Raw genomic sequence first — 20,917 nt, 5'->3', positions numbered from 1 at the left:
CACCCCGCCGGCCGAGCCCGCCGGGTCACAACTCCGCGTCCAGCGCGAGGCGGTGGACGCCCGGCAGATACGCGTCCAGCTCACCGGGCGCGAACCGCGCCATGCCGACCACGTGCCAGAACTCGCCCGCCACATCGCCCTCGTACTTGTATCCGCCGCCCGGCGTCAGCGCCGCCCAGCCGCCGGGAACCCCGATCAGGGTGGCGACCGGTTCGGGTGCGGCCTCCGGTTCGGCGTCGTCGGGGACGTGCCACAGCCGTACGGTGCCGTCCTCGCCGCCGCTCGCGAGCCGGGAGCCGTCCGGGCTGAAGGCGAGGGTGTGGATGCGTCCGGTGTGGCCGGTCAGACGGGCGGTGCGCTCGCCGCTCCCGGCGTCCCACAGACAGATCGCGCGGTCGTCGCCGGCGGTCGCCACCAGCGGACGCCGGGGGTGCGCGGCCGCCGTCCACAGCCGTCCGGTGTGGCCGCGCAGCACGTGCCGCAGCTCACCGTCCTCCCAGATCGCGGCCGTGCCGTCCCACGAGGCGGACAGCAGCGCGCTCTCGCCGTGGCAGAAGGTCACCGCGTACACCCGGTCCGAGTGGCCTTCGAGATCGGCGACGAGACCTCCCGAGTACGGCTCCCACAGCCGCACCCGGCTGTCGTCGCAGCCCGTGGCGAGCAGACCGCCGTCCGCGCGGAAGGCGATCGAGCGCACCCGGCCGCGGTGCAGCGTCAGCGTCGTGACGTGCGCTCCGGTGCTGCGCCACCACAGCCGTACGGTGTCGTCGTCGTTGGCGGTGGCGAGCAGTTCGCCGTCGCCGCTGAACGCCTCCGCCCAGGTGTGGTCGGTCTCGACGTCGATCTCCCGGAGATACTCGCCGGTCTCGGCGTTCCACAGATAGACGTCGCCGTCGTTGCTGGCGGTGCCCAGCACGGGGCCCGCCGGGCTGAAGACCGCGGAGACCAACCGGTCGCCGCGGCCGGAGAGTTCGGCGGTGCGCCGTCCCGTGCGGGCGTCCCACAGCCGTACCGTCCCGTCGTTGCCCGCGGTGGCGAGACCGGTGCCGTCGGCGCTGAAGGCGAGGGTGTTCACGCGGCGGCCGTGGCCGCGGAGGATGCGCTTGCCCTGCCCGGTGCCGGCGTCCCAGATCTGCGCGCCGCCGTCGTTGCCGACGGTCAGGAGCTGACGGTCACGGGGACGGAAGGCGCAGGCCCAGGCCGAGCCGCGGTGTTCGACGGGCTGCTGGGGGAGGAGCGTGACGGAGTGTCCGCCCGCGGTGGGCGTCACCCGCCACATCCGTACCGTCCCGGCGCTGTCGCACGCGGCCAGCAGCCGGCCCTCGTCGCCGAAGAGCACCTGGTAGACGCCGCCCGCACAGCGCTCCGGAGTCCCCGCCTCGGCGCCGGTGCGCGGGTCCCACAGGCGGACCCGGCCGTCGGTGTCGCCGCTGACGAGGAGCGCGGCGGCGGGATGGAAGTCGAGGGTGTAGACGTGGCCGGTGTGGCCGGTCAACTCGTGCAGCAGCCGCGGCGGTTGAGCGTCCTCGCCCCCGGAACGGCCGTCGTCGTCCGCCGTCGTCCCCGTCATGTCCCAGACGCGTACGGTGCCCTGCCCGTCCCGGCCGCCGCGGTCGCCCGTGGCCAGCAGCGTGCCGTCCGGGCTGAACCGCGCCCGGTAGAGCGCCCCTTGGTGTTCGTGCAGCTCGGCCGTGCACCGTCCCGTACGGGTGTCCCACACCCGCAGCACGGCGTCCGCGTCGCCGGTGACGAGCGTGCCGCCGTCGGGGCTGAAGACCGCGGTGTAGACGGGGGCGGCGTGGCCGGGCAGCCGGTGCAGCGGGGCTCCGGCGTCGGGGCCCGTCACGTTCCACAGCGTCACCAGGCCCTCGGCGTCGCCGGTGGCCAGCACGGTGCCCTCCGCGTCGAGCGCGACCGGCCACACGCCCCCGGGGTGGACCTCCAGACGGTGCAGACAGCGCCCCGACACCGGGTCCCACAGCCGCACTTCGCCGTCCGCGGCGCCCGTCGCGAGCACGCCCGCGCGGAACTTCACGGCGTAGACGCGTCCTTCGTGACCGTGCAGGGTGCGCACCGCCCGTCCGGTGTCCGCCGCACAGACCAGCACGCCGCCGTCCTCGCTGCCCACCGCGAGGAGTTCGCCGTCGGGGCTGTAGGAGACGGGCTCCGGCAGCCGGCTGGTGCGCATGTCGAAGCCGTACGGGACGCCCACGGCCGACGGGCGCAGCCCCGCCTCCACCGGCATGCCCGGCGCGACCGCCGCCGTCGCCAACTCCGGTGCGTCGAGCTGCCCGTCGGTGACCGGGTCGATGAGCGCCGCCCGCATCCAGCGGCTGCCCTCCAGCCGCGCGCCGCGCAGATCCGTCCGCGTCAGCCGCGCCCGGCGCAGATCCGCCCCGGTCAGATCCGCGTCGCGCAGGTCCGCCTCGTCGAGGCGGGCGCCGACGAGCACGGCGTCGCGCAGCACGGCCCCGGCGAGATTGGTGCCCAGCAGCCTGGTGTCCGTCAGATCGGCGCCGGTCAGGTCGACGCCGGAGAAGTCGCGGGCCGAGAGGTCCTCGCCGACCAGCCGCGCGGCACGCAGATCCGCGTCGGCCGGCACCCGCAGCCGGTCGATGATCCGTACGGCGTTGGCGCGCGCGGCCTCGCTCGTACGGGGGCCGGGGGAGTTGAGCACGTCCTGCACCCACGCGGTGCACAGCGTGTGGTCCGCGAGGTCGCAGAAGAACTCGACGGCGAGCTGGGTGAGGGGGCGCGCCGCGAGCAACGCGTCCTCGCCGCGGGTGAGTTGGGCCGCCGCCTCACGGGCCACCAGCCACTCGACGACCGAGCCGTGGATGAAGTGGAAGAGGCCGTCCTCCGTACGGGCCAGAAGGGTGCCCGCGCCGACCGCCTGGGCGCTCTCCTGTGTGGACATCGCGCTGCTGCCCGCCAGTCCGCTGAGGGTCTCGGCGACGGTCTCGGTCAGCTCGTCCAGCCGCAGCGCGCTGCGCCCGCTCTCCCACAGGCGCTGCGCGAGGGCGGTGACGGCGGCCCAGAGATGCTCGGCGCTCAGCCCGGGGGCGGCGCCGGGACCGCCCTGGCCGCGGCGCTCCTCGAAGGCGAGCCACGCGGAGAAGACGTCCTCGTAGAGCCCGGCGGGGCTCAGCGCCCGCCCGGCTCCGGCGACCGCGCGCAACTGCTCCGGCGCCAGGTCCGCGACGAAGCTCAGCAGCCGGGGGTTGGCGCACAGCTCCAGCAGGTCGGGAATGTTCTCCAGCAGCCGGAAGCGCTGGGCGGCCACCTCCTCGTCGCCGTAACGGTTGCCGAGGTACGTACGGATCTGGGCCGGCCCGAAGCCCTCCAGGGAGAGCACACGGCGGCGCGGCAGCATGCCGACGCGTTCGCCGAGCGCGGTGAGGATCTGCGCCTGCGACTTGAAGTGCTGGGTGCGGCTGCTGACGACGATCTTGGCGTTGTCGACGGACGCGTCGAGGAGGACCTGGAGATGGTCGGCGGCGCGGTCGTAGCTGACGCGGTTGACCAGCTCGTCGAAGCCGTCGAAGAGCAGCACGACGCGGCCCTGGCCCAGCATGTAGCGCAGCGCCCGCAGATCGATGGTGTCGACGCCGTGGCTCGCCAGATGCGCGGCGACCAGCCCTTCGAGGCTGTGCGCGCGGTCGAGGGTGTTCAGCGGGATGAACAACGGCGTAAGATGCGGGAGCTGTTCGGGGATGCGGCGGGCCAACTCCCGCAGGGCGAAGGTCTTTCCGTGCCCGAAGTCGCCGAGGAGCAGTATGAAGCGGCCGTGGTCGGCGGCGAGCAGATCGAGCATGTTCTCGACGAGGCCGCTGCGTTCGGCGCCTTCGGGGCGTTCGGCGTCGCGGTAGCGCCCCGGCAGATAGAGGCCCGGGGGATAGCGGTCGTCGGCGGCCAGGCTCGCGGTCTGGGCCGCGACGTACGCACGCAGGTCCAGCAGGCCCTGGAACTCCAGGAAGCTGCGCACCCGCACACCGCGGCGGCTCGCGCGCTCGCGCAGCGGACGCTCGGGCGCGGGCCCCTCGTGGACGATCTCCGCCTCCGAGCCGGTGTCCGTCGCGTGCGCCTGTGCGACGAAGCGGTCGATCTCCGCCTCGGTGGGCGTACCGGGGTGGATCGCGATGCGCTGCTGGCGCACCACGCCCTCCTCGTGCCAGGTCGCCATGAGCTGCACCATGTCGCCCGCCTCCTGCCGGGGCACGTCGCGCAGCCGTACGCCCTCGCGCCGTGCGCGGCACACCTCGCGTACGCGCTCGGCGAGCGAGTCGGCGGGCTCGTCGAGGGGACGGTCGTCGTCGCCGTCCTCGGCCGCCGCCGTGGGAAGCGCGGGCACCGGCTCGTCGGGGACGGCGAAGACCCGGTGGGCCGAGCGCCACTCCAGGGGGAAGTCGGCGGGCTCGGCGCCCGCCTCGTCCGTCCAGCGGGTGACGCCGCGCGGACCGATGCGCAGCAGCTCGCAGCGGGCCGGGGCGGCGGAGCCGAAGAGCGGCAACTCACCGGCGGGCGTGGACAGTTGCCCGTACGAGGGCTCCGAGGAGGTGGTGCGGGGACCGCCCGTAGGACCGTGCAGTACCAGGTGCAGCCTGCGCGCGGTGAGCCGGGCGAAGGTGTCGGCGTCGCGCAGCGGACCGGGGCCGCCCGGGGCGTCGCCGGGGCGCTGCCGTCCCGCGGTGAGCGGGTGCCGCACCACGCCGAGGCGCAGCCAGCCCTCGTCCTCGTAGGTGCGCAGCGCCTCGGAGAACCAGGTGGCCTGGTCGCGCCCGAGGAAGCCGTACTGGTCGTCCGTACGGTGGCTGAAGGCGATGGAGGAGTTGAACCCGGCGACGACGGTGTGCAGTTCGGGCACGGGGAAGAGCGTCCAGGGCTGGTCGCTTTCGAAGACGGTGTCCATGCCGTGGTACAGCCCGCGGAAGAGGCGGGTGTAGTGGCGCCACTTGGGCCAGTACGGCGGCTGCGGCGGCACCTCGTCCGCCTCGCAGGTGTGGAAGTAGCCGCGGCACGCGGCCTGGCTGACGTCCTGTGTGCCGGGTACGACCACCAACCGCTGCGGCGGCAGGTCGAGTTGGGAGCGCAGCCCGGTGAGGAAGTTCAGCGCCTGGTCGCACTCGCGGGGACTGCCGGAGGCGGTCAGATCGCCGGAGACGACGAGCAGATCGGGTGACGGCGCCCCGGCGTCCTTGAGTTCGACCAGGTCGCTCCACATCTCCCGCAGCAGCGTGTCCGGTTCGCGTCCGCGGCCGAAGTTGGGCCCCGCCACATGCAGCACGGACAGGGTCTCCTGCGGCGCGGTGCCGCTGCCCGGGGCCGCCGGATAGAGCGGGGCCCGTGCGGGACGGCGCCGGCCCGGCCAGCCGGTGCGGCCCAACGGGCGCTGTGCGTCGGCCTCATGGCCTCCATACCGGCCCTCGTTCTCCGCGTGCGGGGCGTCCCGGCCGTCGTACCCGTCGCCGCCGTCGCGCTGTTCGTACGGGCCGGGGTGCGCGCCGCGCTGGCCCGGCAGTCCCGTCGCGCGACCGGCGCCGCCCGAACCGTTCCCGCCCGGGTAGCCCGGCTGCGACGACGGACGCGCATGGCCCTCCACGGCCTGCCCGACACGCGTGAGCAGCATGCTGCGCGCCGTCTCCGTGTCGTCGACGCCCACGAGGTCGACGTAGGTGATGGTCGCGAGCAGCCCCTCGATGGGCACGTCCTCGACCCGTACCGTCAGCAACTTCCGTTCCGGCGCCTCCGGTTCGGCGCGCAGCGCCGCCTGCCACTCCATCCGCCCGTACGTCGAGCGCTCGTAGTGGCTGGAGAGCACGGCGATGACGGCGACGGAGTCGCTGACGCCGCGGTCCATGAAGTCGATGAAGTTCGTCCCGGGCACGAAGTCCCACGCCTGGATGACCGTGCGGTATCCGGCCTCCTCCAGCGTCCAGGCGATCCACGCGGCCCACTGCTCGTCCGCGGGGGAGTAGCTGATGAAGAAGTCCAAGTCCCGTGCCTGCCCCACCAGTTCCCCGTTGTTCGCCATGGGAGCATCGTAGGAGGCGAGGGCCGTGCCGGGCACCTTCGGGTACGACAGGCAGCGACGCCGCCCTCACGGCACGTGTGCGATTCTGTGGCCGTGCGAATCCTGAAGAGCGTGCATCCACTGGACTGGCTCGCGGCCGGGCTCCTGGTCTGCGGTCTCCTCCTGGTCGCCACCGGGCTGCTGCCCCTGCGTCCGGCGCAGGACGCGATGACCCGCGTCGGTCCGCTGCTGGTCTTCCTCGCCACGGTGATCGTCATGGCCGAACTGACCGGCAAGGCACAGGTCTTCGACGCCATCGCCTCCTGGGTCGCCCGCACCGGCAAGGGCAGCTACGCGCTGCTCTTCGGGCTGTGCGTGCTCTTCGCGTCCGTCACCACCATCACGCTCAACCTGGACACGACGGCGGTGCTGCTCACGCCCGTCATGCTCGCGCTGGCGACCCGCGTGGGCATCGCGGCCGTGCCGCTGGCGATGACGACGGTCTGGCTGTCGAACACCGCCAGCCTGCTGCTGCCCGTCTCCAACCTGACCAATCTGCTCGCGGCGGACCGCGTCGCCCTGTCGCCCGCCGGTATGGCCGCCGTCATGGGCGCGCCCCAACTCGCCTCGATCCTGGTCACGATGGCCTGTCTGTGGGGCTTCTACTGGCGCCGTGGCCGCCGCGGCTCCGAGAGCTACATACCGCCGGAGCCGCTGCGCCCGTCCGACCCGGTGCTCTTCCGGGTGTGCGCGCTGGCGTGCGCAGGCTTCCTGCTGGCCATCCTCGTCGCGGACGTCCCGCTGTGGTCGGCCTCGCTGACGGCGGCGCTCGTCGTCGTCGCGGCCTTCGCGCTGCGGCGGCGGGCGGATCTGCGGCTCTCGCTCGTCCCCTGGCGGCTGCTGATGCTCGTACCGGGGATGTTCCTCGTCGTGGAGACCGTCAACGCCCATGGTCTGCATGAGCTGTTGACCGCCGCCGTCGGCTCGGACGGGGGTCTGGCGGGCATGCTGCGCTCGGCGGGCGTCGGCGCCGGGCTCTCCAACGTCCTCAACAACCTCCCCGTCTATCTCGCGGGGGAGGCGGCCGTACCGGTCGGCAACAAGCACCAGTTGCTGGCGCTGCTCATCGGGACCAACGTCGGTCCCCTCGTCACGCCGTGGGCCTCGCTCGCGACCCTGCTGTGGTTCGAGCGGTGCCGTACGCACGGCACGCGCATCCCCCTCGGGCGCTTCGTCGGTACGGGGTTCGTGCTGGCGACGACGGCGACGCTGGCGTCCACGGCGGTGCTCGCCCTCGTCTGAGGGAGGACTCGTCCGCGCCGCCTCTCCGTGCGACCGGCTCAACTCCCGTGTGGGGGCGGGCTTTTCGACGGTGACGGCCGGAGGTTCCGCCGCGCCTCGGCCGTCAGCCGCGTGCCGCCGCCGGGGACGCCGCCGAGACGAGGTCCAGCAGCGACGGCAGCATCTCGCCCCGCGCCGCCACGAAGCTGCGCCCCGAGTCCGGCCCGTCGAAGCCGACTTGGAACGCGCCGCCCGCCAACGTACGGAATTCCACGCCTGCTTCACTCGCCAGCAGCGCGCCCGCCGGGAAGTCCACACCCTCCGCGCGGTAGCCCACGTACCCGTCGATGGTGCCGCTCGCCAGCATCGTCCAGCCCAGCAGCGGCGCCCACAGTTGCAGCACCCGCCGGGCGTGCAGCTCCAGCGCGCCGCGCAGCGCCAGCGCCCGCCCGTCGCCGCGGCCCACGGCGTGGCCCTGTGTCCAGGCCAGCACGGGCCCGGACGCAGGCGAGCGCCCGCACGGCCCGGTCAGCCGCCGACCGTCGCACCACGCGCCCTGTCCGAGCGCCGCGCGCCAGGTGCGTCCCGTCACCGGTTCGTGTACGACGCCGACCACCGGGGAGCCGTCCACGCACAGCGCGATCCCCACGGCGTACGCGGTGAGCCCTATCGCGACGTTGTTGGTGCCGTCCAGCGGATCCACCAGCCACGTACGGCTGCCGGCGGCGTCGAGCAGACCGGCCTCCTCCGAGACGATCCGGTCGTGCGGGAAGTGCGTGCGCAGCGCGGCGAGCACGACCTCCTCGGACGCCAGGTCCAGATCGGTGACGACGTCGCCGCCGTCGCCCTTGCTGCGTACGGTGTGCGCCTCGCCGAAGCGGGCCCGCAGCAGCGCACCGGCCTCCTCGGCGGCGGCGACGGCCACCTTCTGCTCATGGGCGTACTTCCGCTCGTGGACGCGGAGTTCACCGGCGCCCTCGCCCGCGCCGCCGCCGGGCCCCTCGCGTCGTCGCCGCGTCCCTCCGTCGTCCCGCGCCGTCGCGCCCGCGTCACTACCGCTGCCCGCCATGGACCCTCCTCAGCGCCGCCCGCACGGTCTGCCTGGTGTCTTCTGCGCCGCACAGCCGGCGCACCGTGCGGTGGCCGTGGCCGTGCAGTGGTCCGAGGAAGAGGTCGGAGCGTCCCGGCAGCGTCCGGCCCAGCACGAGCGTCGCCGCGGGCTCACCGCCCCGTACGACCGTGGAGTGGAACTGGCCCGCCGCCAGCGTGTACGTCTCGCCGCCGCCGCTGACGTGCTCCGGACCGGGCTCGCTGTGCACCAGCCGCTCGGTGGGCCGCAGTTCGTCGGTGCCGTCCCGGGCGCTGTGCACCTCGAAGACGCGGTGCGTCGCCTCGCCGGAGTCAGCGGGTATTGAATCGTCCACCCGTACGGGGACGTTGGCGACCCGTCCGTAGACGACGTAGCTCAGCAGCTCCCAACTGTGGGCGTGCACACCGGAGGCGGCGGGATCCAAGGGATCCGCGGGCCCGGCGTCGGCGTCGCCGTCGAAGAGGTGCACGCACACGCCGCGTCCGCCCTCGCGTACGACGGGCAGACAGAGGAAGCCCAGCGGATGCCGTACGGCGCGTAAGTCCCGTGCGCCGGAGACGATGTCACCGAGGACGCCGGCAACCGCCGCGCGCGGCCCGTCCGTTGAAGCACCGCTGCGCAGCGCGTCTTCGAGCTCGTCGTAGTCCATGGCGGCGGTGCGGTTCACCTCCGGTACGGGTCCTCGGCGTGCAGTGCCTTGTCAATGATCTCGCCGACGTCGCCGTCGGTGAAGACGGCGGGGAGCGGCAGCCCCAAATGGTCGAAGACGGCGCGTACTTCGTCGACCGTGGGCTCGTCGCTCAGCGGCGGCAGCGCGTGCAGGTCGAGGCGCTCGGCCTGCTCCCTGCTCTGGTGCAGCTCGGTCACGTAGTAGTCGTAGAGCGGCTGGTCGCGGGCGACGAGCAGGTTGACGCGGTTCGGGTCGTCCTGCGTGATGACCAGGCAGGACTCGGAGAGGTCGAAGCGGAGCGTGGGCACGCCGGAGGAGAGGTGGACGCTGACCTCCAGGGTGTCCAGCCGCTGCCGGTACCAGCACGCGGCGAGCACGGTCGCGTAGGACTCCTTGCGCGTACGCGTCGCCGTCCAGGCGTTGGCCGCGTCGACGTTGCGCTGCCGGGCGAAGGTCTGCCGGAAGCGCGCGTAGTCCGAACAGGTCTTCTCACTGCCGGGGTTGATGATGTCGATCTTGATGCTGAGCGGTGTGCGCAGCCGCGTGGCCGTCTCCACACAGCGCGGCAGCGTGACCGCCCGCAGATAGGTGCCCGTACCGCCCTTGAAATACCAGCGGTTGGTCTGCTCCCGCGCCTTGCTCAGCGCCTCGGCGACCTCGTTGCCGGACAGGGAACGCACCATCGCCAGGTCCTCCAGGGCCCGGCGGGTGTCCGCCGAGACCTCCTGGATGTCGGACTTGCGGCGCACACGCTCGGTCATGGAGCCGACCGCGAGCGCGCCGAGCACCAGGAGGGTCGCGCCGGAGGAGACGTCGTCGCTGATGACGTCCCCGAAGACGTCCAGGAGTCCGACGGTGAGGCCCAGTCCGACGGCGATGACGACGTCCAGGTTCCGGATGATCCAGCCGACGCCCATCTCCAGACGTCCCACACGCTGTGCCACGTAAGTGCTCCTCCCCGTGATGACCAGCATCGTAGGAGTTGCGGCGAGTGCGCCGCCAGGCGGGGCGCGGCCAACTGCGGCGTACGCGGCGGGACTTCGGCCCGTCATTGCGGGGGTGGGTGGTGCGTGTGCGGGCCGTGCGCCGGTCGGCGGGCCGCTCGGTGCGTAGGCTGCTGCCGCGTCGGTACGGGGCGTACGGGCGCGTACGGCTACGGCGCCAACGGCGTGGCGGACGCGGGCGCGGACGCGACGCGGGACCGGCGCGCGCACAACCCAGAACGCGGGACGAGGACGTGAGGACGGCTCGATGCACGCGAACTCCGGGGATCCCGAGAACGCCGGGACGGCGCTCGGCCGCGCCGTGGCCGCCGTACCCGCCGAGCGCTTCCACGGCGCGGACGGCCGTGCCGTACGCCCCTGCACACCCGCCGAGGTCACCCACCGCCATCTGGCCGTGCTGGACGTACCGCCCGGCGCGAACGTCCTGGACATCGGCCTCGGTTCGGGACTCTCCGCCGCGCTCCTCGCCCGACTCGCGGGCGAGGAGGGGCAGGTGACGGCGGTCGAGATCCACCCCGGCCTCGCCCGGCGCGCCAAGGCCCTCTATGCCGCCCACGGAGACCGCGTATCGGTCGTCGTCGGCGACGGCCTCGCCGGACATGCGCCCCGCGCCCCCTACGACCGCATCCTCGCCGGGACCACACCGCCCGCCGTGCCGGACGCCTGGCTGCGTCAACTGCGGCCGGGCGGCGTGCTGTTGAGCGGCGTCCGCGTCGGCGACCTGCCCAACGGCTATGCGATCGCGCGCATCACGGCGGGCGCGGGGGAGGAGCCGCACCGGGCCGAGGTCTTCCACGGCGGCTATATGCCGATGATCGCGCCGGAACGCCGCGAGGACGTCACCCACGTCGACGCCCCTGACGGCAGCGGGCGTTCGGCGACCGTCCTCGGCTCGTGCGATCCGTCCGATGCGGCCGCGTTCCTGACGGCGCTCACCGGCGGGCGGCACACCGCGGCCACGCCCGTCGAGGGAGCCGGGTGGTACCACCTGAAGAACTGGCTCCTCGCCGTACGCCCCGAGGGCCTGCTCGAAGCCACCCTGGAGCGCGGCAACGGCATCGGCCTCGGCGTCCTCACCCCGGACGGCACCGCGCACGCCGCGCTCGTCACCGGGGCCCATCTCTTCGCCGACGACTCCGGATCCCCCGCGCTCGACGCGCTCACCGGACTCGTCCGCCGCTGGAAGGAGAGCGGAGCGCCGCGTACGCACGAGCTGGGCGCGGAGCTGGAGTCGGGGCCCGGGCCGGAACCGGGACCGGACGACGGGCGCGAGACACCGGCGGGTGCGGACGGGGCCGGCGGCTGGTGGCACGTCCGGCTGCGCACCGCGCGGTGAGGGCCGCCGGGCCGTACGCCGGGCGCCCGCCGTTCAGTCCCCGCCCAGCTCCGCCAGCAGCGCGGGCAGCGCCGTACCGATCGGCTCGCGTACGACCTCGTCCGCGAGGGCGTCGTACGGTGTGGGCTCGGCGTTGACGATGACGAGCCGCGCACCGTGGCTCGCGGCGACCTCCGCGAGGGACGCGGCCGGCTGCACCTGCAACGACGTCCCGACGGCGACGAAGACGTCGCACGCCTTGGCCACGGCCACCGCCTCCCCCAGCACCTCCGGGTCGAGGGCCTGCCCGAACATGACCGTCGCGGACTTGAGGACGCCCCCGCACTCCCGGCACCCGGGGTCCTCCTCGCCCGCCTCGACCCGCTCCAGGGCCTCGGCCATCGTGCTCTGCGCCGCGCACCGCGTGCAGAGCACCGTGCGTGAACTGCCGTGCAGCTCCAGCACCTTGCGGTCCGGCAGCCCGGCGAGCTGGTGCAGTCCGTCCACGTTCTGTGTGATCACCCGCACCGGCACCCCGGTCTGCTCCAGCCGCGCCACCGCCTCGTGCGCGGCGTTCGGCCGGGCGCCCCAGGTGGTGCTGTCGCGGCGCATCCGCCAGGAGCGGCGGCGGATGTCCGGATCGTTCATGTAATAGTCGTACGTGACGAGCTTCTCCGCCTCCGGATCCGTGCGCCACAGCCCTTGCGGGCCGCGGTAGTCGGGGATGCCGGAGTCAGTGGAGATTCCGGCCCCGGTGAGGATCGCCACGAGCGGGCCGCGGGCCGAGGCACCCGGCGCCGGTTCGCCGGGAGGCTGCGGGGCGTGCCCGTCGGAGTCGCTCATGTGCGCCAAGAAGCCTGCCTCCGGCCGGACTTGAGTACGGGTACGGATACGAGTACGGATACGGGCACGGGCATGGGTGCGGGCGACGACCCTGTCGTGGTCGCCGCCCGCGAGCCCGGCGGGAGGGCCGGGTGGTGCCGGCCGGTCACCGGGACGTGCCGGTCCCGGCCCAGTCGGGTCCGTCACGCAGCCGGCTGCGCTGGGCGGACCGGAAGACCCTCCGGAAGACGATCACCGCGACGATCAGCGGGAGGTTGATCGGCAGCCAGAACAGCACCCACGGTTCCGCGTCCCGGATCAGCATGCCCGCACACCCGGCCGCCACCATCGCGATCACCAGTGCCATGACCAGGAAGGCCACGCCCGCGAGCCCCGGCCGGCGGGTCGCCGTCCGGCCCGAGAAGGCGAGGCCGGCACCGCAGAAGGACAGCAGCGCCAGGATCGGCGAGGTGTACGTCATCACCTGGAGCGCCCCGGTTATCGAGCCGGACGTCTGCCCCGACGTCAGCGCCACGGCGGTGAGCCCCGCGTGCAGCAGCGTCCAGAAGAGCGCGAGGACGCCGAGGACCGTCAGGAACCGCTTGACGGTGGCGTCGGGAACACTGGTTGTCATCTATGCACCGTTCCGCATCAGCTGAGGGCGAAGCTGGGCCACTTGTCGCTGTAGTTGCTGAGGTTGCGCAGCGACGAGGCGGAGTCGTCGGCGGCGAACTTCAGCGCCACGGTGGCGCCGCCGGCGGCGAGCAGGAAGCCGACCACGGCCGAGATCTGCGCCAGCAGACCCGCCGGGATGCCGATGATGGTGCCCTCGGCGCCGATACCGGCGATGAACGCCAGAGTGGCCACCACCAGCGCGCTCACGATCGCGATCCAGAAGATCCAGATACCGGTCTTCATGGTGTTGAGGGCGGAGGAGACACCGGAGGCGTAGCTGCGCCCGACCAGGTTGAGCGCGTCCTTCTGGCCGCCGATCTTGGACTTGTAGGCGCTGGCCGCGCTGCCCGTCCAGTTGTCGTCCACCAGCAGGTCGTCCGAATCCACCTCGGTCGCCCGCCGGTGGGCGGGGACACCGAGCTTGCTGTTCCACTTCTCGCCGGTGTCCTTGAGGAGGAACGGATCGCCGGCGTAGGCGAGTTTGTCGGTGAACCAGTCCCAGAACTCCGACATCTTGTCGCAGAACTTGTTCCAGAGGTCCTCGACCTTCGAGATGACCCAGTGCAGGAACCCGGGTACGTGGGACAGCAGTCCGTTGATCTTGCTCTGGACCTGCTTGACGAGGTCGCGGATGCGGTCGAGCTTGTCGACGATCTTCTGGATCAGTTCGTTGATGTCCATGGTGGTGTCTCTGTCTCCCGTTGCGGTACTGGTCGTTGGGGCTTGTCGCAGCTACGGCTCAGTGGCTCATTGCCATTCCCAGGCCGACTTGAGGCGTGACTTCGCGTCGTCGTCGCTGCCCTGGTAGGTGTTGTGCACCTTGCGGAGCGCGTCCGCGGCGCCGGAGGTCTCGCGCTCGCCGTCGCGCAGGTAGTCCTCCATGAACGAGCGCACCTGCTCGTACTGCTTGTGGACGTCGCCTCCCATGAAGGAGAAGTCCTGGGCGCGCAGGGTCATGTCCGCGCAGTCGCCCTTGGCGGTCTGCAGCATCGAGGCCGTGTCGTCCCAGCGCTTGGCATCCTTGGTCAACGCCTCCATGGACGCTTTGAAAGTCATCGGTGGCTCCTGTTCGTCGGCGGTTCGTCAGCGGTTCGCGGATACGGTCTCAGCGGGGAGAACCGGGGGGCGGGGTGTTCTCGATCCCGAGGTAGTCGGCCAGGTCGGACGGGTTCTCGGCGAGGGCTGCGAGGGCGGAGAGCCGGGCGAACGGCGGGCTCTCCTCGGTCCGTTCGGCGAGCCGGCGGCGGGCCTGCTCCAGCGCCTCGGTCGCTTCGCGGCCGATGTTGAAGGCGTGGGCGCGCTCAAGCCAGCGTGTGTCGAAGTCCAGGCCGACCGGGTCGCCCGTCCCGGAGACGGTGGCGGTGACGTGCCCCGAGCTGCTCCGGCCGGTGACCTCGGTGGTGGCCATCGAGTCCGCGTCGGCGCTGGCCTGGTCCATGGCACCCTCGAGTTCGTCGAGCATGTCCAGGAGCTTGTTCATGGCCCGTGTGTCGTCGATCGTCGCGCCAGTCTGCTCGAAGCGCTCGAAGAGCTGACCGGCCACCGTGTCGGACATCCCGGGCCGTGGCCGCGGACGCGGCGGATCCGCCTCGGCGCGCTCGATCTGCTCGCCCCAGCCCTCCAGGCGCTTCGTGGCGGCCTGTTGGTACGCCTCGAGTACGGCGGAGCTCAGCTCGGTGCCCCGGAGGGACCGGTTCCAGTCGGGGTCGACCCGGATCCCGGCGAGCTTTCCTTCCGTGTCCAGGTCGACCTTGACCGACCCGGTGTTGTCGAGGCCCTCGCTGGGACCGGCGTTCTTGAGCTGCTCCAGGATCTGCGCGTCCACGTCGGCGCTGTCCCGGAAGTCGTCGATGCGATCGCGGGCGTCGTCAGGCATGGGTCCCTTCCCCGTAGTTGTCGCCGGCAGTTCTCGGGTGGGAGCGGCCGTCCGGCGGGCCGTGAGTGATGCACGGACCCGGCGACCGGTGCGCCGACGCAACGTAGCCCCCCGGCCGTTTCCGGCCAGGCCGACGATGGCGTGCCCCTGTGTCCTCGTCCCTCCCGAGCAGCCGAGGCTGAGCAAAACACACTAGACCTTGCGCACTGCACTCGCAGGCGAACGGACCAGCCACTGCACCGCCCCGGGCAAGTGTAGGACGGAGCCTCCAACCGTCGACCACGAACTGGGGTTTTGCGATCGGCGGACGGGAGCCGGGCCGGTGTCCGACCGGTGTTGACGTGGCTGGTTATCGACGCCCGCCCGGTCGGGGCGTCCGGCGGCCCGGAGAGCGGCGTACGGAGGCTGCGCCAACGCGGCGCGGCGCCTGTGCGGTTGGCGTGAGGGACGGGTGAAGTTCCGGAGACGGGGGCCCGGCGGAGGGTGTCTTCTGCCCGCCGGCGTACGGCGGTTCTGCGCGGTGCCGGTGAACAAGGCCTGGGGGCCGGTGAGTTCACCGTCCAGCCCCTGGTCGCGGGCACATCGGTCACGTCGGCCACGTACGCCACGGCAGCGGACCGTACCGCCGGGAGATCTGCGCCTCTCCGTCTTCCCCGAGGCCGGGGCCGGGACGCAGACTGTCGGCACCGCCGCTTCACCCACCCTCGTCCCTCGCCGCCGCCCCCGACCGCCGCAGCCCTCGACCGCCGCCGTACGGAGGCACCCGCGCCGCGCGCTGCCCCGGGCCCACCCACGTCGGCGTCGCCGCCCTCAGCCCCCGCACCAACGAGGAGCCGTACCGCCCGTGTTCACGACCCGTCCCACCCTCCAAGGCACTTTCGGCATGGCCTCCTCCACCCACTGGCTCGCGTCCCAGACCGCGATGGCCGTGCTGGAGGACGGCGGCAACGCCTATGACGCCGCCGTCGCCGCGGGCTTCGTGCTGCACGTCGTCGAACCGCACCTCAACGGGCCCGCGGGCGAGGTGCCCGTCCTCATCGCGCCCGCCGACGGCCCCGTACGGGTGCTGTGCGGCCAGGGAGTCGCGCCGCGCGGCGCGAGCATCGAGCACTACACCTCGCTCGGCCTCGGCCTGGTCCCCGGTACCGGTCCGCTCGCGGCCGCCGTGCCCGGCGCCTTCGACGCATGGATGACGCTGCTGCGCGACTACGGCACGCTCTCCCTGGAACGCGTCCTCGGCCACGCCGTCGGCTACGCCGAGCGCGGGCACCCCGCCGTCGAACGCATCGGGGAGACGGTGGAGACCGTACGGGAGCTCTTCGAGACCGAGTGGACCACCTCCGCCGCCCTCTATCTCCCCGGAGGAGAGGCACCCGCCCCCGGCGCACTCCTGAAGAACCCCGCGCTGGCGGCGACTTGGCGCCGTCTGCTGGAGGAGTCCGCCGCGGCGGGCCCCGGCCGCGAGCAGCGCATCGAGGCCGCACGGCGCATATGGCGCGAGGGGTTCATAGCCGAGGCGCTCGTCGCCGCGTCGGCACGCCCCACCATGGACACCTCCGGCGAGCGCCACACCGGCACCCTCACGGGCGACGACCTCGCCGGCTGGGAGGCCGCGTACGAGGACCCGGTCACCTACGACTGGAACGGCTGGACGGTCTGCAAGGCCGGACCCTGGTCGCAGGGCCCCGCGCTGCTCCAGCAACTCGCGCTGCTGCCGGACGGATTGACGGCCGACGACGTGCGCTTCGAAGGCACCGATGCCGCCCCTGACTCCGGCGCCGCTGATTCCGCCTCCGCCGACGGCGCGTTCGTCCACCGTCTCATCGAGGGCACCAAGCTCGCCATGGCCGACCGCGAGGCGTGGTACGGCGACGCCGACGGCGCCTCCGCCGTCCCCGTCGAGGCCCTGCTCTCGCAGGAGTACAACGCGGAGCGGCGCACCCTCGTCGGCGAGAGCGCGTCCCGCGCACTGCGCCCCGGCAGCCCCGAGGGCCGCACGCCCCGGCTCTCCGCACACGCCACCGCCGTCGCCGAGGGCCGCGAGGGCAGCTTCACCCCCGACCCCGGATTCGCCGGCGGGAACGCCGCGTTCCGCGCCGGCGCCGGCGAGCCCACCGTCGCCCGCACCGGCGAGACGCGCGGCGACACCTGCCATATCGACGTCGTCGACCGCTGGGGGAACATGATCAGCGCCACCCCCAGCGGCGGCTGGCTGCACTCCAACCCCGTCGTCCCCGAGCTCGGCTTCCCGCTCGGCACCCGTCTGCAGATGGCCTGGCTGGAGCCCGGACTGCCCAACTCCCTGACGCCGGGCCGCCGTCCGCGCACCACCCTCTCCCCGTCCCTGGCGCTGCGCGGCGGACGGCCGGTGCTCGCCTTCGGCACACCCGGCGGCGACCAGCAGGACCAGTGGCAGCTTCACTTCCTGCTCGCCGCCGCGCTGCGACCGCAGATACGCGGCGGGCCCGACCTCCAGGGCGCCATCGACGCCCCCGACTGGCACACCGACAGCTTCCCCGGCTCCTTCTATCCGCGGGAGATGCACCCCGGCAGCGTCACCGTCGAGTCCCGTACGCCCCGTTCGGTCATCGAGGGCCTGCGGCGGCGCGGCCACGACGTCTCCGTCGGCCCGGCCTGGTCGGAGGGCAGGCTGTGCGCCGTCGCCCGCGACCCGGAGAGCGGAGTCCTCAGCGCCGGCGCCAACGCGCGCGGCATGCAGGGCTATGCGGTCGGCCGGTGACCTCGTCCCGGCGGGCGGCGCCGCCGACCCCCGCGTGCTTTCATGGGCGCATGATCGACGATGAGCTGGTCTCCGCAGTCGAAGGCGTCGTCCGCAGGGCCGTGGCGGAGGAGGTGACGCCGCGCTGGAGAGAGCTCTCCGACGACGAGGTGGTGCAGAAGAGCGGGCCGCACGACCTGGTCACCGTCGCCGACCAACGCGCCGAGGAGTACCTCAGCAGGGAGCTGGTGCGCCTGGTGCCCGGCTCCGTCGTCGTCGGCGAGGAGACGGTGCACGCCAAGCCCGCCACCTACGAGGCGCTGCACGGCGACGCCCCGGTGTGGATCGTCGATCCCATCGACGGCACACGGCAGTTCGTCCACGGACACGAGGGCTTCTGCACGCTGGTCGCCCTCGCCCGCTACGGCGAGGTCCTCGCCTCCTGGACGTACGCGCCGGTCCCCGGCGAGATGGCCATCGCCCGCCACCGCGGCGGCGCCCTGCTCAACGGCGAGGCGCTGCGCGCCGGTTCGCCGGCCGAGGGCACGGTGCTCGAAGTGGCCACCTCCCACCCGGACTTCACCACCGACGAGCAGAAGCACTCGCTGCTCGGGCTGCGCACCGAGGGCGTCGACCCGCGCCCCTGCGGCTCCGCGGGCCTGGAGTATCTGGCCATCGCCCGCGGCGCGCTCGACGCCGTCGCCTTCAGTTGGGAGGCCGCCTGGGACCACGCCGCGGGGCTGCTGCTGGTGTCCGAGGCGGGCGGCGAGAGCCGCACCGTCGACGACCGTCCCTTCCGGCTCGCCGGAGGCAACGCGCTGCCCTTCACCGCGGCGCGGGACGCCGGTACGGCCCGGCGTATGGTGGGGCTGCTGCGCGCCGGACGTTGACCGGGTACGGCACGTGACCTCACAGGCGAGGGGAGAGCCGCAAGTGCCATCGATCCGTGACGCGGTCGTCGTGGGAGCAGGGCCCAACGGTCTGACCGCGGCAGTCGAACTGGCCCGACGCGGCTTCTCCGTCGAGGTCTTCGAGGCGAGGGAGACCGTCGGAGGCGGCGCGCGCACCGAGGAGTTGACACTGCCCGGCTTCCGGCACGACCCGTGCTCGGCGGTGCACCCCACGGCCGCCGTCTCGCCCGCCTTCACCAGCATGCCGCTGGAGCAGTACGGGCTGGAGTGGCTGCACCCCGAACTGTGCATGGCCAACCCCTTCCCCGACGGCACGTCGGCCGTCCTCGCCCGCTCCGTCAGCGAGACGGCCCGCTCGCTGGGTCCGCGCGACGCCGCCGCCTACCGGCGCATGGTCGAGCCCTTCCTGCCGCGCTGGGACGAGTTGGCCGAGGACTTCCTCGGCATGGGCTCCTGGTTCAACGGCCGCTTCCCCCAACACCCGCTGCTGCTGGCCCGGTTCGGCCTGACGGCCCTTCAGCCGGTCTCCCTGCTCAACCTCCGCTTCCGGGACGAGAAGGCACGCGCGCTGATGGCGGGCATGGGCGGCCATGTCATCGCGCCGCTCTCCACGCCCGCGATGAGCGGGGCCGCGCTGACCTTCGCGCTGGCCGCGCACCGGGCCGGGTGGCCGGTACCGCGCGGCGGCTCGCAGGCGATCTCCGACGCCCTCGCCGCATATCTACGCGCGAAGGGCGGGCAGATCCACACCGGCACCGAGGTCAAGCGCCTCGACGAACTGCCCCCGGCGCGCGCCTATGTCTTCGACACCTCGCCGCGCGCCCTCGCCCGTATCGCCGGCCTGGGCAACGCCTACGACGCCTTCCGGTACGGCGCGAGCGTCTTCAAGATCGACTACGCCCTGGACGGGCCGGTGCCCTGGACGTCCGAGGAGGCACGCCGCGCGGGCACCGTCCACGTCGGCCCGACGGCGGGCGCGATCGGCACCGCGCTGGAGGACGCCGTCGCCGGACGCGCCCCCGAGCGCCCCTTCCTGATCACCGCTCAGCCCAGCCTCGTCGACCCCACCCGCGCCCCCGCGGGCAAGCACGTCTTCTGGGCGTACGGACACGTACCGAACGGCTGGGAGGGCGACGCCACCGAGGCCGTGGAAGCCCAACTGGAGCGCTTCGCACCGGGGTTCCGCGACCGCGTCCTGGCCCGTGCCACCGCCGGACCGCCCCAACTCGCCGCCCGCAACGCCAATTACGTCGGCGGCGACTTCTGCGCGGGCGCCGCCGACGGACTCCAGTTGATGATCCGTCCGAAACTGACGCGCGAGCCCTACGGCACCGCGCACCCCGCCGTCTTCCTGTGCTCCTCCTCGGCGCCGCCCGGCCCCGGCGTGCACGGAATGGCAGGACATCACGCCGCACGTGCCGTCTGGCGGCGGCTGCGGCAGCGTCCCTGAGCGACCCGCGGAGCGCCGCGCGCCGCCCTCCCGCAGAACGCGTTCCGGTACGGGAGCCTCCGCGCAGCGCTTACATCGCGTAGCCCATGGTGGCCGGGGGCACGTGGCGGATAAGGTCGCATCGGCGCGACTGCCTGTTCGAACGTAAACAGACCCAGGGGCAGAACCATGACGACGACGGCGCGCGTACTGATCGCCGCGGACAAGTTCAAGGGATCGCTGACGGCCGTCGAGGCCGCCGAGCGGATCACGACCGGGATCAGGCGGGCGCGGCCCGACGCGAGTGTGGAGGCGCTGCCCGTGGCCGACGGCGGCGACGGCACCGTCGCGGCGGCGGTCGCGGCCGGATTCGAGCGCCGCGAACACGAGGTCACCGGACCGCTGGGCGCCCCCGTCACGGCGGCCTTCGCCCTGCACGAGGGCACGGCCGTGGTCGAGATGGCCCAGGCGTCCGGCCTGGAGCTGATGCCCCCCGGCGTCTACGCCCCGCTGACCGCCACCACCCGCGGTNGCACCGGCGAACTGATCCTCGCCGCCGTCGAGGCCGGCGCCCGCACCGTCGTGCTCGGCGTCGGCGGCTCCGCGACGACGGACGGCGGCGCCGGCATGCTCGAAGCACTCGGGGCGCGCTTCCTGGACGAGGACGGCGACCCGGTGCCGCACGGCGGCGGCCCGCTGGTCGAGATGGTCTCCGCGGATCTCTCCGGGCTCGACGAGCGGCTCGCGGACGTCGAGGTCGTCCTCGCCAGCGACGTCGACAACCCGCTGACCGGCCCGAAGGGCGCCGCCCACGTCTACGGTCCGCAGAAGGGCGCCGGCGAACAGGACGTCCAGGTCCTCGACGCCGCCCTCACCCACTTCGTGAAGGTGATGGGCGAGTCCGTCGGCCCGCGCGCGGCGGAGACCGCCGAGGCGCCGGGCGCGGGCGCGGCGGGCGGCATCGGCTACGGCGCCCTCGTCGGCCTGAACGCCGCCTTCCGGCCCGGTATCGACGTCCTGCTGGAGGTGCTCGGCTTCGCCGACGCCCTCGGCCGTGCCGACCTCGTCATCACCGGCGAGGGCTCCCTCGACGAGCAGACCCTGCACGGCAAGGC

At 73.2% G+C, this 20,917-nt stretch carries 15 protein-coding genes; 6 read left to right on the top strand and 9 right to left on the bottom strand.

What is annotated here, in order from left to right; genetic code table 11:
• Positions 1-25 precede the first annotated feature (25 nt).
• Positions 26-6,031 carry a WD40 domain-containing protein gene (locus AN218_RS08050; RefSeq protein ID WP_070016070.1) on the bottom strand — a complete coding sequence of 2,002 codons (6,006 nt, stop codon included), beginning with the start codon at positions 6,029-6,031 and terminating at the stop codon, positions 26-28.
• Between the two features lie 93 nt (positions 6,032-6,124).
• Between AN218_RS08050 and AN218_RS08045 the strand changes: the two genes are divergently transcribed.
• Positions 6,125-7,312 carry an SLC13 family permease gene (locus AN218_RS08045; RefSeq protein WP_244900343.1) on the top strand — a complete coding sequence of 396 codons (1,188 nt, stop codon included), beginning with the start codon at positions 6,125-6,127 and terminating at the stop codon, positions 7,310-7,312.
• Positions 7,313-7,415: 103 nt separating this feature from the next.
• Here the strand turns inward: AN218_RS08045 and AN218_RS08040 are convergent, their stop codons facing one another.
• Genes AN218_RS08040 through AN218_RS08030 form a run of 3 tightly spaced genes read right to left on the bottom strand, consistent with a single transcriptional unit; the run spans position 7,416 to position 9,995 of the window.
• Entirely contained in the window at positions 7,416-8,360 is a 945-nt protein-coding gene (locus AN218_RS08040; protein WP_079131923.1) for an inositol monophosphatase family protein, read from the bottom strand.
• Positions 8,344-9,048 (bottom strand): hypothetical protein, encoded by a 705-nt coding sequence (locus AN218_RS08035; RefSeq protein WP_244900342.1) that lies wholly within the window; start codon positions 9,046-9,048, stop codon positions 8,344-8,346. The genes AN218_RS08040 and AN218_RS08035 overlap by 17 nt, the downstream gene beginning before the upstream one ends.
• Entirely contained in the window at positions 9,045-9,995 is a 951-nt protein-coding gene (locus AN218_RS08030; RefSeq protein ID WP_309251052.1) for a hypothetical protein, read from the bottom strand. The genes AN218_RS08035 and AN218_RS08030 overlap by 4 nt, the downstream gene beginning before the upstream one ends.
• A gap of 307 nt (positions 9,996-10,302) precedes the next feature.
• On the opposite strand from AN218_RS08030, the gene AN218_RS08025 reads away from it, so the two are divergent.
• Entirely contained in the window at positions 10,303-11,391 is a 1,089-nt protein-coding gene (locus AN218_RS08025; protein ID WP_070016069.1) for a methyltransferase domain-containing protein, read from the top strand.
• A gap of 33 nt (positions 11,392-11,424) precedes the next feature.
• Here the strand turns inward: AN218_RS08025 and AN218_RS08020 are convergent, their stop codons facing one another.
• The 5 genes from AN218_RS08020 to AN218_RS08000 all read right to left on the bottom strand — a co-directional run bounded on the left by AN218_RS08020 (position 11,425) and on the right by AN218_RS08000 (position 14,743).
• Positions 11,425-12,213, bottom strand: coding sequence for an SIR2 family NAD-dependent protein deacylase (locus AN218_RS08020; RefSeq protein WP_070016068.1), 789 nt, complete (start codon positions 12,211-12,213; stop codon positions 11,425-11,427).
• A gap of 145 nt (positions 12,214-12,358) precedes the next feature.
• The gene (locus tag AN218_RS08015; protein ID WP_070016067.1) at positions 12,359-12,826 is read right to left on the bottom strand and encodes a hypothetical protein; all 468 of its coding nucleotides are present in this window, start codon (positions 12,824-12,826) and stop codon (positions 12,359-12,361) included.
• Positions 12,827-12,843: 17 nt separating this feature from the next.
• Entirely contained in the window at positions 12,844-13,548 is a 705-nt protein-coding gene (locus tag AN218_RS08010) for a hypothetical protein (protein WP_070016066.1), read from the bottom strand.
• A 66-nt stretch (positions 13,549-13,614) separates the two neighbouring features.
• A complete protein-coding gene (locus AN218_RS08005; RefSeq protein ID WP_141747509.1) occupies positions 13,615-13,923 on the bottom strand; it encodes a hypothetical protein in 309 nt (102 codons plus the stop codon).
• Positions 13,924-13,972: 49 nt separating this feature from the next.
• A complete protein-coding gene (locus tag AN218_RS08000; protein ID WP_070016064.1) occupies positions 13,973-14,743 on the bottom strand; it encodes a YbaB/EbfC family nucleoid-associated protein in 771 nt (256 codons plus the stop codon).
• Between the two features lie 844 nt (positions 14,744-15,587).
• Here AN218_RS08000 and AN218_RS07995 point away from each other — a divergent pair.
• The 4 genes from AN218_RS07995 to AN218_RS07980 all read left to right on the top strand — a co-directional run.
• Complete coding sequence (locus AN218_RS07995) at positions 15,588-17,483, top strand: gamma-glutamyltransferase family protein (RefSeq protein ID WP_070016063.1); 1,896 nt, start codon at positions 15,588-15,590, stop codon at positions 17,481-17,483.
• Positions 17,484-17,533: 50 nt separating this feature from the next.
• On the top strand, positions 17,534-18,352 hold the full coding sequence (locus AN218_RS07990; RefSeq protein ID WP_070016062.1) for an inositol monophosphatase family protein: 819 nt from the start codon (positions 17,534-17,536) through the stop codon (positions 18,350-18,352).
• Positions 18,353-18,395: 43 nt separating this feature from the next.
• Complete coding sequence (locus AN218_RS07985) at positions 18,396-19,823, top strand: phytoene desaturase family protein (RefSeq protein WP_070016061.1); 1,428 nt, start codon at positions 18,396-18,398, stop codon at positions 19,821-19,823.
• Between the two features lie 168 nt (positions 19,824-19,991).
• Positions 19,992-20,917 (top strand): glycerate kinase family protein (locus tag AN218_RS07980; protein WP_244900341.1); only part of this gene is annotated, 926 nt, incomplete at its 3' end.

The organism is Streptomyces nanshensis (assembly GCF_001751255.1).
Taxonomy (GTDB): domain Bacteria; phylum Actinomycetota; class Actinomycetes; order Streptomycetales; family Streptomycetaceae; genus Streptomyces; species Streptomyces nanshensis_A.
Note: the sequence above shows the minus strand (reverse complement) of the source record. Positions and strands in the feature narration are given on the sequence as shown.

Bases quoted from the DNA above. Each gene is read 5' to 3' on its own strand.
- AN218_RS08050 (WP_070016070.1), bottom strand. From the start codon at position 6,031: ATGGCGAACAACGGGGAACTGGTGGGGCAGGCACGGGACTTGGACTTC.
- AN218_RS08040 (WP_079131923.1), bottom strand. From the start codon at position 8,360: ATGGCGGGCAGCGGTAGTGACGCGGGCGCGACGGCGCGGGACGACGGA.
- AN218_RS08025 (WP_070016069.1), top strand. From the start codon at position 10,303: ATGCACGCGAACTCCGGGGATCCCGAGAACGCCGGGACGGCGCTCGGC.
- AN218_RS08020 (WP_070016068.1), bottom strand. From the start codon at position 12,213: ATGAGCGACTCCGACGGGCACGCCCCGCAGCCTCCCGGCGAACCGGCG.
- AN218_RS08015 (WP_070016067.1), bottom strand. From the start codon at position 12,826: ATGACAACCAGTGTTCCCGACGCCACCGTCAAGCGGTTCCTGACGGTC.
- AN218_RS08010 (WP_070016066.1), bottom strand. From the start codon at position 13,548: ATGGACATCAACGAACTGATCCAGAAGATCGTCGACAAGCTCGACCGC.
- AN218_RS08005 (WP_141747509.1), bottom strand. From the start codon at position 13,923: ATGACTTTCAAAGCGTCCATGGAGGCGTTGACCAAGGATGCCAAGCGC.
- AN218_RS08000 (WP_070016064.1), bottom strand. From the start codon at position 14,743: ATGCCTGACGACGCCCGCGATCGCATCGACGACTTCCGGGACAGCGCC.
- AN218_RS07990 (WP_070016062.1), top strand. From the start codon at position 17,534: ATGATCGACGATGAGCTGGTCTCCGCAGTCGAAGGCGTCGTCCGCAGG.